Here is a 14,223-nt window from a genome sequence, read left to right on the forward strand (position 1 = left end):
TGCTAAATTATCGTGGGCTTTCCGCCCGGATAAGGGAGATATGATGAAGCAGGCATTACGAGTAGCATTTGGTTTTTTAATGCTGTGGGCGGCGGTGCTGCACGCAGAAGTACGTATCGAGATCACCCAGGGGGTGGACTCGGCGCGCCCCATCGGCGTGGTACCGTTCCAGTGGGCCGGCCAGGGCGCTGCGCCGGAAGATGTTGGCGGTATCGTGGCAGCTGACCTGCGCAACAGCGGTAAATTCAACCCGCTGGATCGCTCGCGTCTGCCGCAGCAGCCGACCAGTCCCCAGGAAGTGCAGCCTGCAGCCTGGTCTGCGCTGGGTATTGACGCCGTGGTCGTCGGTCAGGTGACGTCAAACCCGGATGGTTCTTATCAGGTCGCGTATCAGCTGGTGGATACCGGCGGTGCGCCGGGCACAACGCTGGCGCAAGGCTCTTTCAAAGTCACTAAGCAGTACCTGCGCTATGCAGCGCACACTGCCAGCGATGCGGTATTTGAAAAGCTGACTGGTATTAAAGGCGCCTTCCGTACCCGTATCGCCTACGTGGTGCAGACCAACGGCGGTCAGTTCCCGTATGAGCTGCGTGTCTCCGATTATGATGGCTACAACCAGTTCGTGGTTCACCGCTCCTCCCAGCCGCTGATGTCCCCGGCCTGGTCTCCGGACGGTTCAAAACTGGCTTACGTAACCTTCGAAAGCGGTCGTTCTGCGCTGGTGGTGCAGACCCTGGCGAACGGCGCAGTGCGTCAGATTGCCTCCTTCCCGCAGCACAACGGCGCGCCGGCGTTCTCGCCGGATGGCTCTAAACTGGCTTTCGCGCTGTCGAAAACCGGTAGCCTGAACCTGTACGTGATGGATCTGGGCTCGGGTCAGATTCGTCAGGTGACCAACGGTCGCAGCAACAACACCGAACCAAGCTGGTTCCCGGACAGCCAGAACCTGGCCTTCACCTCTGACCAGGCCGGTCGTCCGCAGGTGTATAAAGTCAATATTAATGGCGGCACGCCGCAGCGTATCACCTGGGAAGGTTCGCAGAACCAGGACGCTGACGTGAGCGCGGATGGTAAAACGATGGTAATGGTCAGCTCGGCCGGCGGCCAGCAGCACATTGCCAAACAAGATCTGGAAGCGGGTGGTGTACAGGTTCTGTCATCAACGTTTTTAGACGAAACGCCAAGTCTGGCACCTAACGGCACTATGGTAATCTACAGCTCTTCTCAGGGGATGGGATCCGTGCTGAATCTGGTTTCTACAGATGGGCGTTTCAAAGCGCGTCTTCCGGCAACTGATGGACAGGTAAAATCACCTGCCTGGTCGCCGTATCTGTGATAATAAATAATTGATTATTAAAGGAATCAAAGAAATGCAACTGAACAAAGTGCTGAAAGGGCTGATGATCGCTCTGCCGGTTATGGCAATCGCGGCATGTTCTTCTAACAAGAACGCCAGCAACGACCAGAGCGGTGAAGGCATGCTGGGTGCCGGCACTGGTATGGACGCTAACGGTAACGGCGGCAACATGTCTTCTGAAGAGCAAGCTCGTCTGCAGATGCAGCAGCTGCAGCAGAACAACATCGTTTACTTCGATCTGGACAAGTACGATATCCGTTCTGACTTCGCTGCCATGCTGGACGCGCACGCTAACTTCCTGCGCAGCAACCCGTCCTACAAAGTGACTGTAGAAGGTCACGCGGATGAGCGCGGTACGCCGGAATACAACATCGCGCTGGGTGAGCGTCGTGCTAACGCCGTTAAGATGTATCTGCAGGGCAAAGGTGTTTCTGCCGATCAGATCTCCATCGTTTCTTACGGTAAAGAAAAACCAGCAGTACTGGGTCATGACGAAGCGGCATATGCCAAAAACCGTCGCGCCGTACTGGTTTACTAAGAGAATTGCATGAGCAGTAACTTCAGACATCATTTATTGAGTCTGTCGTTACTGGTTGGCATAGCGGCCCCCTGGGCCGCTTTTGCTCAGGCGCCAATCAGTAGTGTCGGCTCAGGCTCGGTCGAAGACCGTGTCACTCAACTTGAGCGTATTTCCAATGCTCACAGCCAGCTTTTAACCCAACTCCAGCAACAACTCTCTGATAACCAGACTGACATTGATTCTCTCCGTGGTCAGATCCAGGAGAACCAGTATCAGCTGAATCAGATCGTTGAGCGTCAAAAGCAGATTCTGCTGCAGATTGACGGGCTGACGAGCGGGGGTGGCGCAGCAGCGGCTGGCGCCCAGACGTCGTCTTCCGGCGATCAGAGCGCGGCTGCTACCAGCGCAGCGCCAGCGGCCTCTTCAGGCGCTCCGGCGATGACCGGCGATGCGAACACCGATTACAATGCGGCCATTGCCCTGGTGAAGGATGCTTCACGCCAGGATGACGCCATGGCGGCGTTCCAGAACTTCGTTAAAAAGTACCCGGATTCGACTTATCAGCCGAACGCCAACTATTGGCTCGGACAGTTGAACTACAATAAGGGGAAAAAAGACGATGCGGCGTTTTACTTCGCCTCGGTGGTGAAGAACTACCCGAAATCGCCAAAAGCGCCAGACGCCATGTTTAAGGTCGGTGTGATCATGCAGGACAAAGGTGATACCGCGAAAGCGAAAGCGGTTTACCAGCAGGTGATCAACAAATTCCCCGGCACCGACGGTGCGAAACAAGCGCAAAAACGACTTAATGCCCTTGGTTGATTACGGCATGACCAGAAATCGCATCATTTCTGGTCTTGTCGCCTGAATCGCCAGCAGTTAAGTGATCTTTATCGAAATTTTAGTTGCGCTGAATTCTGAAATCAGTAATATATGCCGCCGTTGCCAAGGGATATCAAACAAGCCCAAAGCGACGCCAGAGTGGGTCGTTAGCTCAGTTGGTAGAGCAGTTGACTTTTAATCAATTGGTCGCAGGTTCGAATCCTGCACGACCCACCAATCGTTCTGGTGGAACGCGATAGTAAAACGTGAAGGATAACGTTGCGACAGCAACGGCCCATAGGGCGAGGCAAAGCCGAGTCATCCTGCACGACCCACCAATTAGCAGTATCCAGCGTAGTATCGGGTGATTAGCTCAGCTGGGAGAGCACCTCCCTTACAAGGAGGGGGTCGGCGGTTCGATCCCGTCATCACCCACCACCGGGTCGTTAGCTCAGTTGGTAGAGCAGTTGACTTTTAATCAATTGGTCGCAGGTTCGAATCCTGCACGACCCACCATTATAATGATGGGGTCGGTGGAGGCAGTATCAGTAGTATCCAGCGCAGTTTCGGGTGATTAGCTCAGCTGGGAGAGCACCTCCCTTACAAGGAGGGGGTCGGCGGTTCGATCCCGTCATCACCCACCACTCGGGTCGTTAGCTCAGTTGGTAGAGCAGTTGACTTTTAATCAATTGGTCGCAGGTTCGAATCCTGCACGACCCACCAATTTCAGCATTTAACTCAGATGTTGAACGTGAAGGATAACGTTGCGTCAGCAACGGCGCCCCAGGGCGAGGTGAAGCCGAGTCATCCTGCACGACCCACCAATTTCAATATTGGTGTCGAGTGAAATTATTCAGGTAATACCAGAGCGGGTCGTTAGCTCAGTTGGTAGAGCAGTTGACTTTTAATCAATTGGTCGCAGGTTCGAATCCTGCACGACCCACCAATCTTTAATGATGGTAACTGGTAGAAAAGTGAAGGATAACGTTGCGTCAGCAACGGCGCCGAAGGGCGAGGCGAAGCCGAGTCATCCTGCACGACCCACCATCCTGAATGATTACAGTAGCAAAATCCCGCAAGGGGTCGTTAGCTCAGTTGGTAGAGCAGTTGACTTTTAATCAATTGGTCGCAGGTTCGAATCCTGCACGACCCACCAATGTAAAAAGGCGCCCTAAAGGCGCCTTTTTGCTATGCGTCATTCTCCACAATCCTACTTCAGCATGACCCCCTGCCGCCGCTTACCGTGACGCCATAAGGCACGAACCGGTAGCCCGGGAAGATGCGTAGCATCGTCCCCGGGGAATAGGTGCTCATGTACAAAATTCATCACGACTTTTTGCTCGTAATCCGCTATCTTGTTTAGCATATAAAACACCATGACCGTGTTAAGGCGCAGACAGGCCATAGTGACGGTCTTAGAGTTAAGCCAGTAAAACGAGATTGCATGATGAGCGTAATGTTTGATCCTGAAACGGCGATTTATCCCTTCCCACCGAAACCGCAGCCGCTGACCGTCGACGAAAAGCAGTTTTACCGCGAGAAAATCAAGCGTCTGCTGCGCGAGCGCGATGCCGTGATGGTGGCGCATTACTACACCGATCCTGAAATTCAACAACTGGCGGAAGAGACCGGCGGCTGTATAGCCGACTCGCTGGAGATGGCGCGCTTTGGCGCCCGCCATTCGGCCTCCACGCTGCTGGTCGCCGGGGTGCGTTTTATGGGGGAAACCGCCAAAATCCTTAGCCCGGAAAAGACCATTCTGATGCCGACCCTGAACGCCGAGTGTTCGCTGGATCTGGGCTGTCCGATTGAGGAATTCAACGCCTTCTGCGATGCCCATCCCGATCGCACCGTGGTGGTTTATGCCAATACGTCCGCCGCGGTGAAGGCCCGCGCTGACTGGGTAGTGACCTCCAGTATCGCCGTGGAACTCATTGATCATCTGGACAGCCTGGGTCAAAAGATCCTCTGGGCGCCGGACCGCCATCTTGGCCGCTACGTTCAGCGTCAGACCGGCGCAGACGTGCTTTGCTGGCAGGGGGCGTGCATCGTGCACGACGAGTTTAAAACTCAGGCGTTGATGCGGATGAAGGCCCTCTATCCTGAAGCTGCTGTACTGGTCCATCCCGAGTCGCCGCAGGCAATCGTCGAGATGGCCGATGCCGTAGGTTCCACCAGTCAGCTGATCGCGGCGGCGAAAAGCCTGCCCCAGCGCCAGCTGATCGTGGCGACCGATCGCGGTATCTTTTATAAAATGCAACAGGCGGTGCCGGAGAAAACGCTGCTGGAAGCGCCCACCGCTGGTGAAGGGGCGACCTGCCGCAGCTGCGCGCATTGTCCGTGGATGGCGATGAACGGCCTGAAAGCCATTGCCGAGGGGCTCGAGCAGGGCGGCGCTGAACATGAAATCCACGTCGACGAAGCGCTGCGGACCGGCGCATTAATTCCCCTTAACCGGATGCTGGATTTTGCGGCTACACTACGGGGATAACCTATTGCCGCGTCATCTGACGCTGAGAGGATAAAATGGATTTTTTTAGCACGCAGAATATTTTAGTACATATACCCATCGGCGCCGGGGGGTACGATCTCTCCTGGATAGAGGCCGTGGGGACCATCGCCGGGCTGCTGTGTATCTGGCTGGCGAGCCTGGAGAAGATCAGCAACTATGCATTCGGTCTGGTCAACGTCACGCTGTTCGCCATCATCTTCTTTCAGATCCAGCTGTACGCCAGCCTGTTGCTGCAGCTGTTCTTCTTTGCCGCTAACGTTTACGGCTGGTATGCCTGGTCGCGGCAAAGCAGCAATCATGAGGCCGAGCTGCAGATCCGCTGGCTACCACGCAGTAAAGCCCTGGGCTGGCTGGCGGCCTGCGTGGTGGCGATCGGCTTGCTGACCCTGTTTATCAATCCGTTTTTTGCCTTCCTGACGCGAATCGCGGTCAGCCTGATGCAAGCGCTTGGTTTGCAGGTCACGATGCCGGAACTGCAGCCGGATGCCTTCCCGTTCTGGGACTCCTGTATGACGGTGCTGTCGGTAGTGGCGATGATCTTAATGACCCGCAAATACGTTGAGAACTGGCTGCTGTGGGTCATCGTCAACGTCATAAGCGTGGTGATTTTTGCCCGTCAGGGCGTCTATGCTATGTCGCTGGAATATCTCTTGCTGACGTTCATTGCGCTGAACGGCAGCCGAATGTGGATAAACAGCGCGCGTGAGCGAGGTTCTCACGCGTTTTCTGGCTAATGATGGTGGTGATGATCGTGCCCGGCGTGCATCGTGTTGAGATGGCACTCCGGGCCGCTGCAGGGCTGGTACTCCATCTGCACCGTGGCATGCTCAATTTCATATTTATGTTCCAGGAAATGCAGGATGCGGTTGAGTAACGCATCATGATCGTGCGGCGGGACAACCTGCACATGCAGCGTCATCACCGGTTTTTCCCCCACCAGCCAGACGTGAACGTGGTGAACATCGCGCACCTCCGGGATAGAGCGGCGGATATCCCGCTGTAGGGCCGCCACATCCAGCGAACGCGGCGCGCCTTCCAGCAGCTCATTCAGACTCTCCTTCAGCAGCCGCCATGCGCTACGTAGCACCAGGCAGGAAACCAGCACGGAAAGGATCGGATCGACAGGCGTCCAGCCGGTGGTGAGGATCACCACGGCGGCCACAATCGCGCCAACCGAACCCAGCAGATCGCCGAGCACGTGTAGCGCCGCGGCGCGCACGTTGAGATTCCGCTCTTCGCTGCCACGATGTAGGATCCAAAACGCCAGCACGTTGGCTAGCAGACCGGCGACTGCAATGACCATCATCGTCACCCCGGCAACCGGCTGCGGATGCTGGAAGCGCTGAATGGCCTCCCAGACAATCAGCATGGTGATCACCACCAGAGCAATGGCATTGAGAAACGCCGCCAGGGTGGTCAAACGCAGCCAGCCAAAAGTATGGCGGGCGTTCGGGGGACGGCTGGCGAAGCGAACCGCCAGCAGCGCAAACAGCAGGGCGGCGGAGTCGGTGAGCATATGGCCGGCATCCGCCAGCAGGGCCAGCGAGCCGGAGATCGCGCCGCCGATGGCTTCTATCAGCATAAAACCGGCGGTGACGATGAACGCCCAAAGCAGCCGGCGGGCGTTGCCGTTATCCGGAGCCTGGGCAGGGGAGTGCGAATGCGAGTGCGCCATGGTGTCGTCCCTTGATAGTTATCATTATCACGCTATGACAGCATAAACAGAGAACGATAACAAACAGAGAAAAGGCGAGCCCAGCTCGCCTTTTCTCTGTTCGCACTCACCGCATCAATTACTGGGTGGTGCCGTCGGTTTTGCTGTTGTCATGGTTTATGCTGTCGCCGTTGTCCAGTTTCTTACCGGTATCCGGACAGCGGCCGTCTTTACACATCGAGTTTTTATGTACCTCATCGCTCGACATATTGTCCTGGCTCATCGTCGAGCCGTCAGGATGAAGCATGGTGCCGCCAGAGCCAGAGTTAATTTGGCTATTATCCACGTTATTCGGCGCCACGTTTTCACGGGCATCCGGCGCCACCTGGCCGGCATCAGCGGAAGAGTTGGCCTGGCCATTGTTGGACTGGGCGCCGGTGTCTGCCGCCAGGGCCGCGCCGCTGGCAAGACTTAAGGTGGCGGTGAGCAAAAGGGTCGTCAGTTTTTTCATATTCATCGGATACTCCTGTTGGGTCGGGAAGCGGTAAAAAACGCCTCCAGCGGTAAGTGTGCCAGGGATCTGACTCGCTATGGTTTAAGACTCCGCAGACGATCGCAGTGTCACTATATAATCCTGAAACGTAAGACTTAATTAGCTTTAACAGTTAAATATTGTAGTTCATGAGCCTGCTTTCGCTACTTTATGGCGTATTTTTGCCTATTTCCAGGATTATTCCATCACTACTGTAAAATCACGTTTACACTATTTCAGCGAAGAGATAGATTGGAGGGATTGCATTTCATTGAATAAGTATGGCAACGCTGGAAAGAAGATGAATTATCAGAACGACGATTTACGCATTAAAGAGATCAACGAATTATTACCTCCCGTTGCGCTCCTGGAAAAATTCCCTGCTACCGAAAATGCTGCAAACACCGTTGCACATGCTCGCAAAGCGATCCACCAGATCCTCAAAGGCGATGATGACCGCCTGCTGGTGGTGATTGGGCCTTGTTCTATTCACGACCCGGCGGCGGCGAAAGAGTACGCTTCCCGTCTGCTGACCCTGCGCGAGGCGTTGAAGGGCGAGCTCGAGATCGTCATGCGCGTCTATTTTGAGAAACCGCGCACCACCGTCGGCTGGAAAGGGCTTATCAACGATCCCCATATGGATAACAGCTTCCGCATCAACGACGGGTTGCGCATTGCGCGCAAACTGCTGCTGGACATTAACGACAGCGGTCTGCCGGCGGCGGGGGAATTCCTCGATATGATCACCCCGCAGTATGTCGCCGATCTGATGAGCTGGGGCGCCATTGGGGCGCGTACCACCGAATCTCAGGTTCACCGCGAGCTCGCCTCGGGGCTCTCCTGCCCGGTGGGCTTTAAGAATGGTACCGATGGCACCATCAAGGTGGCTATCGACGCGATTAACGCCGCCGGCGCGCCGCACTGTTTCCTGTCGGTCACCAAGTGGGGCCACTCCGCTATCGTTAATACCAGCGGCAACGGCGACTGCCATATTATTCTGCGCGGCGGCAAAGAGCCGAACTACAGCGCGAAGCACGTGGCGGAAGTGAAAATCGGTCTGGCGAAAGCGGGTCTTCCGGCCCAGGTGATGATCGACTTCAGCCATGCCAACTCCAGCAAGCAGTTCAAGAAGCAGATGGAAGTGGGCGCCGACGTATGCCAGCAGATTGCCGGCGGCGAGCGCGCCATTATGGGCGTGATGATTGAAAGCCATCTGGTGGAAGGCAACCAGAGCCTCGAGAGTGGTGAAACGCTGACCTACGGCAAGAGCGTCACCGACGCCTGCATCGGCTGGGAGGATACCGACACGATCCTGCGTCAGCTGGCGGAAGCAGTGAAAACCCGTCGCGGCTAAGCTACTCTGCGTTAGCGCAGGTCATAAAAAAAGCGTGGAGATTTCCACGCTTTTTTGTTTTGACCGGGGAAATTACTTCGCTTTACCCTGGTTGGCGACGGCAGCAGCTTTCGCCGCGATCTCTTCCGCATTGCCCAGATAGTAATGTTTGATCGGCTTGAAGTTTTCATCGAACTCATACACCAGCGGTACGCCGGTCGGGATATTCAGTTCGAGGATCTCGTCTTCGCCCATGTTGTCGAGGTATTTCACCAGCGCGCGCAGGGAGTTACCGTGAGCGGCGATGATCACGCGCTCACCGCTTTTCAGGCGCGGCAGAATGGTTTCGTTCCAGTAAGGCACGACGCGGTCGATGGTCAGCGCCAGGCTTTCAGTGGTCGGCAGTTCCGCGTCGGTCAGTTTTGCATAGCGCGGGTCGTGGCCCGGGTAGCGCTCGTCGTCTTTGGTCAGCTCCGGCGGAGTGACAGCGAAGCCACGACGCCACTGTTTAACCTGCTCGTCACCGTATTTCTCAGCGGTTTCCGCTTTGTTCAGGCCCTGCAGCGCGCCGTAATGACGCTCGTTCAGCTTCCAGGATTTCTCAACCGGCAGCCAGGCCTGATCCAGTTCGTCCAGTACATTCCACAGGGTATGGATGGCACGTTTCAGCACGGAGGTATAAGCAAAATCAAAGCTGAAGCCTTCAGCCTTCAGCAGTTTACCTGCCGCTTTCGCTTCGCTAACGCCTTTCTCGGACAGATCAACGTCGTACCAACCGGTGAAGCGGTTTTCGTTGTTCCACTGGCTTTCGCCATGACGAACCAGTACCAGCTTAGTTACAGCCATTCTCTTACTCCTCTCTACACGCCATCCCTCGCGCCGCGAACGGTGCGCTGAATATGTTGGTGTATGTGTTATTGATTGATAACTATTCTCATTATATTGCCGTGATTTGGCTCACGGCAATGCTTATCCCTAACCATAGCGAAAATAGTGGCTCAGTGTAAGGTGCTTGTAAAACACAGGTTATTTTTTTGCCCTTTGGTGACGGAAAATAGAGCAGGTTGCTGAAAAAAGAGGCGCCAGAGAGGAGGGCGGGGACGAAAAGCAGCGCCCCCGGCGGAGGGCGCTGGCTATTAACGGGCGATAAACTGATATTCCGTCAGGCTGACGTACTCCTGGCCCGGACGTAACACACAGTCCGGCTGCGGCCATTCCGGATGATTCGGCGAATCCGGGAGGAATTCGCTTTCCAGCGCCAGCCCCTGCCAGTCGGCGTAGGGCTCTGTCGTCTGCGACGGGGTGCCGCCGAGATAGTTGCCGGAGTAAAACTGCAGCGCCGGAGCGGAGGTATAGACCGTCATCTGCAGCTTACCGTCCTGCGACCAGACCTGCGCCGCAGGCTGACTGGCGTCGCCTCCGGCGTCCAGCAGGAAGGCATGATCGTATCCTTTCACCTTTTGCTGATCGGCGTCGGCGAGGAAGTCGGCGGCGATGGTTTTCGGCTGGCGGAAATCAAAGCTGGTGTTAGCAACATCTTTGAGTTCACCACCCGGGATACCGTCGCTTTCCACCGGCAGATACCTCTGGGCGAGGATCTGCAACTGGTGCTGGCGCACGTCGCGCTGTTCACCGTCGAGGTTGAAATAGACGTGATTGGTCATGTTCACCGGGCAGGGTTTATCCACGGTGGCGCGATAGGTAATCGCGATGCGGTTATCGTCGGTCAGACGATAGTGCGCGGTGGCCTGCAGCGTGCCGGGAAAGCCTTGATCGCCATCTGGCGAGGTCAGAGCGAACAGCACTTCCTGCTCGTCGGCGCGGACGATGCGCCAGCGACGTTTATCAAACCCTTCCGGGCCGCCGTGGAGCTGGTGGCCCGCGTCGTTTGACGGCGTAACGTTGACGAGCTGGCCGTCAAGCGGGAAGCGGCTATTGCCGATGCGGTTGGCGTAGCGGCCTACCGAGGCGCCAAGAAACGCGGCCTGGCGGGTATAGTCTTCCAGCCTGGCGCATCCCAGCAGCGGGCGGCGCAGGCTGCCATCGGCCAGCGGCACCTCGGCGCTGAGCAGCGTCGCGCCCCAGTCCGCCACGGTGACGGTCATCCCCGCCTTATTGCGCAGGGTCACCTGCTGCCAGGGCTGGCCGTCCGGCGCCAGCGCGGTGGTTTGCGTTACCATTGGCCAGCCCCCTGTGACGGTTTGCAGACATAGAACGTCTCTTTAATTCCGGTTTTCGCTTCATACTCGTTGGCAACGGCCTGCTGCACGGTATCGACCAGATCTTCCGGGACCAGCGCTACCACGCAGCCGCCAAAGCCGCCGCCGGTCATGCGCACGCCGCCTTTATCGCCGATTGTCGCCTTGACGATCTCCACCAGGGTGTCGATCTGCGGGACGGTGATCTCGAAATCATCGCGCATCGAGGCGTGGGATTCGGCCATCAGCTCGCCCATCCGCTTCAGGTCGCCTTTTTCGAGGGCGCTGGCAGCTTCTACGGTGCGGGCATTCTCCGTCAGCACATGGCGTACCCGCTTCGCGACCACCGGATCCAGCTCATGGGCAACGGCGTTGAATTGCTCAAGGGTGACATCGCGCAGAGCGGGCTGCTGGAAGAAGCGCGCGCCGGTCTCGCACTGTTCACGACGGGTGTTGTACTCGCTGCCGACGAGGGTGCGCTTAAAGTTGCTGTTGATGATCACCACCGCCACGCCTTTCGGCATCGAGACGGCTTTGGTGCCCAGAGAACGGCAGTCGATCAGCAGCGCATGGTCTTTTTTGCCCAGCGCCGAAATCAGCTGATCCATGATCCCGCAGTTGCAGCCGACGAACTGGTTTTCCGCCTCCTGGCCGTTGAGGGCGATTTGCGCGCCGTCCAGCGGCAGATGATACAGCTGCTGGAACACGGTGCCGACGGCGACCTCCAGCGAGGCTGAGGAGCTTAAGCCCGCGCCCTGCGGCACATTGCCGCTGATCACCAGATCCGCGCCGCCGAAGTGGCTGTTCCGCTGCTGCAGATGCTTCACCACGCCGCGGACATAGTTCGACCACTGCTGGGTGTCGTGGCTGATAATCGGCGCGTCGAGAGAGAATTCATCGCTCTGATTGTCGTAATCGGCGGCAATCACCCGCACGGTACGATCGTCGCGCGGCGCACAGCTGATCACCGTCTGGTAGTCGATAGCGCAGGGCAGCACAAAGCCGTCGTTGTAATCGGTATGCTCGCCGATCAGGTTGACGCGGCCTGGCGCCTGAATGACATGGCTGGCCGGGTAACCGAAGGCCTCAGCAAACAGGGTTTGGGTTTTCTCTTTCAGACTCATCATTACACTCCGGATTCACGAAAATGGACGTCGCTGACGGCGCGCAGTCGTTCAGCAGCTTGCTCGGCGGTCAGATCGCGCTGCGTTTCGGCCAGCATTTCGTAGCCAACCATAAACTTGCGGACCGTCGCGGATCGCAGCAGCGGCGGATAAAAGTGGGCGTGGAGCTGCCAGTGATTATGGTTTTCGTCGTTAAACGGCGCGCCGTGCCAGCCCATGGAGTAGGGGAATGAGCACTGGAACAGGTTGTCGTAACGGCTGGTCAGCTTTTTCAACGCCAGCGCCAGATCGCTACGCTGGGCGTCGGTGAGATCGGTAATACGCTGCACGGGCGCTTTCGGCAGCAGCAGCGTTTCAAACGGCCACGCGGCCCAGTAGGGCACGACCGCCAGCCAGTGCTCGGTGTCGACCACGGTGCGGCTGCCGTCGGCCAGTTCGCGCCGGGCATAGTCCAGCAGCATTGGCTGGCCCTGGCTGGCGTAATATTCTTTCTGCAGACGGTCTTCCCGTTCCGCTTCATTGGGCAGGAAGCTATTGGCCCACACCTGACCATGCGGGTGCGGGTTGGAGCAGCCCATCGCTGCCCCTTTATTTTCAAAGACCTGGACCCACGGGTAGCTTTTCCCGAGGTCCGCGGTCTGTTCCTGCCACGCTTTAACCACGCCTTCCAGCGCTTCAAGGCTCAGTTCCGGCAGCGTTTTGCTGTGGTCTGGCGAGAAGCAGATCACCCGACTGGTGCCTCGCGCGCTCTGACAGCGCATCAGCGGATCGTCACTCTCCGGGGCGTCCGGGGTGTCGGTCATCAGGGCCGCAAAGTCGTTGGTAAACACGTAGGTACCGGTGTAATTCGGATTCGTGTCGCCGGTGACCCGGGTGTTGCCCGGGCACAGGAAACAGTCCGGATCGTGGGCCGGCAAGGTCTGTTTTGCCGGCGTTTCCTGCGCCCCCTGCCAGGGGCGCTTGGCGCGATGCGGAGAAACCAGAATCCACTGCCCGGTTAACGGGTTATAACGACGATGCGGATGGTCAACGGGGTTAAATACGCTCATGAAGGTTCCTTAGTCTGGATAACCCTGCGGATGGCGGGACTGCCAGTGCCAGGTGTCCTGCGCCATTTCGTCCAGGTTGCGCGTCACGCGCCAGTTCAGCTCGCGGTCGGCCTTGGCGGCATCCGCCCAGTAGGCCGGGAGGTCGCCATCGCGGCGCGGCGCGAAATGGTAGTTAATCGGTTTGCCGCAGGCTTTGCTGAAAGCATTGACCACGTCGAGCACGCTGCTGCCGACGCCGGCGCCAAGGTTGTAGATATGAACCCCGGCTTTGTCAGCCAGTTTTTCCATGGCCGCGACGTGACCGTCAGCGAGGTCCATCACGTGGATATAATCGCGCACGCCGGTGCCATCTTCGGTCGGGTAGTCGTTACCAAACACGGCCAGCGATTCGCGACGGCCAACGGCGACCTGGGCGATGTAGGGCATCAGGTTATTCGGGATCCCCTGCGGGTCTTCACCCATGTCGCCCGACGGATGGGCGCCGACCGGGTTGAAGTAGCGCAGCAGGGCAATGCTCCACTCCGGCTGGGCTTTCTGCAGGTCGGTCAGGATCTGCTCCACCATCAGTTTGCTTTTACCGTAGGGGCTTTGCGGGGTGCCAGTCGGGAAGCTTTCGACATACGGGATTTTCGGCTGGTCGCCGTAGACGGTGGCGGAGGAGCTAAAGATGAAGTTCTTCACGCCCGCGGCGCGCATGGCGGAGACTAATTTCAGTGTGCCGGTGACGTTATTGTCGTAATATTCCAGCGGTTTGGCGACGGACTCCCCGACGGCCTTCAGCCCGGCGAAGTGGATCACCGCTTCAATGGCGTGGTCGTGGAGGATCTCGGTCATCAGCGCTTCATTACGAATATCGCCTTCAATAAAGGTGGCTTTTTTGCCGCCGAGACGCTCAATCACCGGCAGTACGCTGCGCTTGCTGTTGCAGAGATTGTCGAGGATCACCACCTCATGCCCCTGCAGCAGCAGTTGAACGCAGGTATGACTTCCAATGTAACCGCTACCACCTGTAACCAGAACTTTCATGATTCGCTCCATTCGGCTTATCGTGTATGAGGAAGATAGCATATCAAAGAAGTGAAAAGTGTGACACAGAACAAGTTAGTGGAATCGTTTACACTT

Annotated in this window: 13 protein-coding genes, 7 tRNA genes and 1 pseudogene; 13 read left to right on the forward strand and 8 right to left on the reverse strand. The window is 57.2% G+C overall.

What is annotated here, in order from left to right:
* The first annotated feature begins 43 nt into the window (after positions 1-43).
* The 10 genes from tolB (at position 44) to ACQUTP_RS10815 (ending at position 3,855) form a co-directional block, all read left to right on the forward strand.
* On the forward strand, positions 44-1,336 hold the full coding sequence (gene tolB, locus ACQUTP_RS10770; RefSeq protein ID WP_004885999.1) for a Tol-Pal system beta propeller repeat protein TolB: 1,293 nt from the start codon (positions 44-46) through the stop codon (positions 1,334-1,336).
* A gap of 34 nt (positions 1,337-1,370) precedes the next feature.
* Positions 1,371-1,895 (forward strand): peptidoglycan-associated lipoprotein Pal, encoded by a 525-nt coding sequence (pal, locus tag ACQUTP_RS10775; RefSeq protein ID WP_002895068.1) that lies wholly within the window; start codon positions 1,371-1,373, stop codon positions 1,893-1,895.
* 9 nt (positions 1,896-1,904) lie between these two features.
* Complete coding sequence (gene cpoB, locus ACQUTP_RS10780; protein WP_004886003.1) at positions 1,905-2,699, forward strand: cell division protein CpoB; 795 nt, start codon at positions 1,905-1,907, stop codon at positions 2,697-2,699.
* Positions 2,700-2,860: 161 nt separating this feature from the next.
* Positions 2,861-2,936 (forward strand) — tRNA-Lys (locus tag ACQUTP_RS10785).
* Between the two features lie 125 nt (positions 2,937-3,061).
* A tRNA-Val gene (locus tag ACQUTP_RS10790) sits at positions 3,062-3,137 on the forward strand.
* 2 nt (positions 3,138-3,139) lie between these two features.
* Positions 3,140-3,215 (forward strand) — tRNA-Lys (locus tag ACQUTP_RS10795).
* Between the two features lie 52 nt (positions 3,216-3,267).
* Positions 3,268-3,343: transfer RNA gene (locus tag ACQUTP_RS10800), tRNA-Val, on the forward strand.
* 3 nt (positions 3,344-3,346) lie between these two features.
* A tRNA-Lys gene (locus ACQUTP_RS10805) sits at positions 3,347-3,422 on the forward strand.
* 147 nt (positions 3,423-3,569) lie between these two features.
* Positions 3,570-3,645, forward strand: a tRNA-Lys gene (locus ACQUTP_RS10810).
* 134 nt (positions 3,646-3,779) lie between these two features.
* A tRNA-Lys gene (locus ACQUTP_RS10815) sits at positions 3,780-3,855 on the forward strand.
* Between the two features lie 59 nt (positions 3,856-3,914).
* Here ACQUTP_RS10815 and ACQUTP_RS10820 read toward each other — a convergent pair.
* A pseudogene (locus tag ACQUTP_RS10820) lies at positions 3,915-4,077 on the reverse strand (hypothetical protein).
* 69 nt (positions 4,078-4,146) lie between these two features.
* Between ACQUTP_RS10820 and nadA the strand changes: the two are divergent.
* On the forward strand, positions 4,147-5,190 hold the full coding sequence (gene nadA, locus ACQUTP_RS10825; protein WP_004886008.1) for a quinolinate synthase NadA: 1,044 nt from the start codon (positions 4,147-4,149) through the stop codon (positions 5,188-5,190).
* A 35-nt stretch (positions 5,191-5,225) separates the two neighbouring features.
* Entirely contained in the window at positions 5,226-5,945 is a 720-nt protein-coding gene (gene pnuC / locus ACQUTP_RS10830; protein WP_004151689.1) for a nicotinamide riboside transporter PnuC, read from the forward strand.
* Here the strand turns inward: pnuC and zitB are convergent.
* A complete protein-coding gene (gene zitB / locus ACQUTP_RS10835; protein ID WP_004886012.1) occupies positions 5,942-6,886 on the reverse strand; it encodes a CDF family zinc transporter ZitB in 945 nt (314 codons plus the stop codon). The genes pnuC and zitB overlap by 4 nt on opposite strands.
* Positions 6,887-7,004: 118 nt before the next feature.
* Positions 7,005-7,382 (reverse strand): YbgS-like family protein, encoded by a 378-nt coding sequence (locus ACQUTP_RS10840; RefSeq protein ID WP_004886014.1) that lies wholly within the window; start codon positions 7,380-7,382, stop codon positions 7,005-7,007.
* A gap of 316 nt (positions 7,383-7,698) precedes the next feature.
* Here ACQUTP_RS10840 and aroG point away from each other — a divergent pair, with 316 nt between their 5' ends.
* A complete protein-coding gene (aroG, locus tag ACQUTP_RS10845) occupies positions 7,699-8,751 on the forward strand; it encodes a 3-deoxy-7-phosphoheptulonate synthase AroG (protein ID WP_023319995.1) in 1,053 nt (350 codons plus the stop codon).
* 72 nt (positions 8,752-8,823) lie between these two features.
* Here the strand turns inward: aroG and gpmA are convergent, their stop codons facing one another.
* From gpmA to galE, 5 genes are all read right to left on the reverse strand, one after another.
* A complete protein-coding gene (gene gpmA / locus ACQUTP_RS10850; protein WP_002895089.1) occupies positions 8,824-9,576 on the reverse strand; it encodes a 2,3-diphosphoglycerate-dependent phosphoglycerate mutase in 753 nt (250 codons plus the stop codon).
* Positions 9,577-9,866: 290 nt separating this feature from the next.
* Positions 9,867-10,910: a galactose-1-epimerase gene (gene galM / locus ACQUTP_RS10855; protein WP_032455735.1), complete on the reverse strand. Its 1,044-nt coding sequence runs from the start codon at positions 10,908-10,910 to the stop codon at positions 9,867-9,869.
* Positions 10,904-12,052: a galactokinase gene (gene galK, locus ACQUTP_RS10860; RefSeq protein WP_023319997.1), complete on the reverse strand. Its 1,149-nt coding sequence runs from the start codon at positions 12,050-12,052 to the stop codon at positions 10,904-10,906. Before galK ends, galM begins: the two co-directional genes overlap by 7 nt.
* Before the next feature lie 2 nt (positions 12,053-12,054).
* Positions 12,055-13,101 (reverse strand): galactose-1-phosphate uridylyltransferase, encoded by a 1,047-nt coding sequence (gene galT / locus ACQUTP_RS10865; RefSeq protein ID WP_004886023.1) that lies wholly within the window; start codon positions 13,099-13,101, stop codon positions 12,055-12,057.
* A gap of 9 nt (positions 13,102-13,110) precedes the next feature.
* Positions 13,111-14,127, reverse strand: a complete 1,017-nt coding sequence (gene galE / locus ACQUTP_RS10870) for a UDP-glucose 4-epimerase GalE (protein WP_017899610.1) — start codon at positions 14,125-14,127, stop codon at positions 13,111-13,113.
* Positions 14,128-14,223: the final 96 nt, after the last annotated feature.

The sequence above is a fragment of the Klebsiella sp. 2-CIP_Kleb. genome, assembly GCF_050378715.1.
In the GTDB taxonomy this organism is placed as follows: Bacteria; Pseudomonadota; Gammaproteobacteria; order Enterobacterales; family Enterobacteriaceae; genus Klebsiella; species Klebsiella quasipneumoniae.

What these genes read in the sequence shown, in the direction of transcription:
- galK (WP_023319997.1), bottom strand. Translation starts at nt 12,052, where the DNA reads ATGAGTCTGAAAGAGAAAACCCAAACCCTGTTTGCTGAGGCCTTCGGT.
- galE (WP_017899610.1), bottom strand. Translation starts at nt 14,127, where the DNA reads ATGAAAGTTCTGGTTACAGGTGGTAGCGGTTACATTGGAAGTCATACC.
- gpmA (WP_002895089.1), bottom strand. Translation starts at nt 9,576, where the DNA reads ATGGCTGTAACTAAGCTGGTACTGGTTCGTCATGGCGAAAGCCAGTGG.
- aroG (WP_023319995.1), top strand. Translation starts at nt 7,699, where the DNA reads ATGAATTATCAGAACGACGATTTACGCATTAAAGAGATCAACGAATTA.
- ACQUTP_RS10840 (WP_004886014.1), bottom strand. Translation starts at nt 7,382, where the DNA reads ATGAATATGAAAAAACTGACGACCCTTTTGCTCACCGCCACCTTAAGT.
- galM (WP_032455735.1), bottom strand. Translation starts at nt 10,910, where the DNA reads ATGGTAACGCAAACCACCGCGCTGGCGCCGGACGGCCAGCCCTGGCAG.
- galT (WP_004886023.1), bottom strand. Translation starts at nt 13,101, where the DNA reads ATGAGCGTATTTAACCCCGTTGACCATCCGCATCGTCGTTATAACCCG.
- zitB (WP_004886012.1), bottom strand. Translation starts at nt 6,886, where the DNA reads ATGGCGCACTCGCATTCGCACTCCCCTGCCCAGGCTCCGGATAACGGC.
- pnuC (WP_004151689.1), top strand. Translation starts at nt 5,226, where the DNA reads ATGGATTTTTTTAGCACGCAGAATATTTTAGTACATATACCCATCGGC.
- cpoB (WP_004886003.1), top strand. Translation starts at nt 1,905, where the DNA reads ATGAGCAGTAACTTCAGACATCATTTATTGAGTCTGTCGTTACTGGTT.
- pal (WP_002895068.1), top strand. Translation starts at nt 1,371, where the DNA reads ATGCAACTGAACAAAGTGCTGAAAGGGCTGATGATCGCTCTGCCGGTT.
- nadA (WP_004886008.1), top strand. Translation starts at nt 4,147, where the DNA reads ATGAGCGTAATGTTTGATCCTGAAACGGCGATTTATCCCTTCCCACCG.
- tolB (WP_004885999.1), top strand. Translation starts at nt 44, where the DNA reads ATGAAGCAGGCATTACGAGTAGCATTTGGTTTTTTAATGCTGTGGGCG.